Here is a 450-nt window from a genome sequence, read left to right as displayed (position 1 = left end):
CCGTACAACCACTTGGACACCGGTTCGCCCTACGCCATCGAGTACGTTTGGGGCCGTCAAGTAGGGGATAACACAATCAACCCATGAAAATCACCGGTACTGTCGTGCGACTCAGCATCTTTTCGTTGGTGCTGCTGCTGTTCACTGTGATGATCATCGTGGTGTTCGGTCAGATGCGTTTCGACCGGACCAACGGGTACTCGGCCGAGTTCACCAACATCAGCGGTCTGCGGGCGGGCCAGTTTGTCCGCGCCTCGGGAGTGGAGATCGGCAAGGTCGACTCTGTTGCGCTGATCGACGGCGGCAAGCGGGTGCGGGTGAAATTCAACGTCGACCGCTCGGTGCCGCTGTATCAGTCGACGACAGCACAGATCCGCTACCTCGACCTGATTGGCAACCGCTACCTGGAGCTCAAGCGTGGCGAGGGCCAAGGGTCGGAAAAGATAATGC

General features: G+C 58.7%; 2 protein-coding genes. Both read left to right on the top strand.

The window, feature by feature from the left end:
• On the top strand, positions 1–87 hold an 87-nt coding region (locus A9K58_RS19610; RefSeq protein WP_155760548.1), incomplete at its 5' end, for an MCE family protein.
• On the top strand, positions 84–450 hold a 367-nt coding region (locus A9K58_RS18780), incomplete at its 3' end, for an MlaD family protein (RefSeq protein ID WP_155760547.1). The genes A9K58_RS19610 and A9K58_RS18780, both read left to right, overlap by 4 nt.

Origin of the sequence: Stenotrophomonas maltophilia (assembly GCF_001676385.1) — a bacterium.
GTDB classification, from domain to species: Bacteria; Pseudomonadota; Gammaproteobacteria; order Xanthomonadales; family Xanthomonadaceae; genus Stenotrophomonas; species Stenotrophomonas maltophilia_J.
This window is presented reverse-complemented; position numbering and strand designations above follow the sequence as displayed.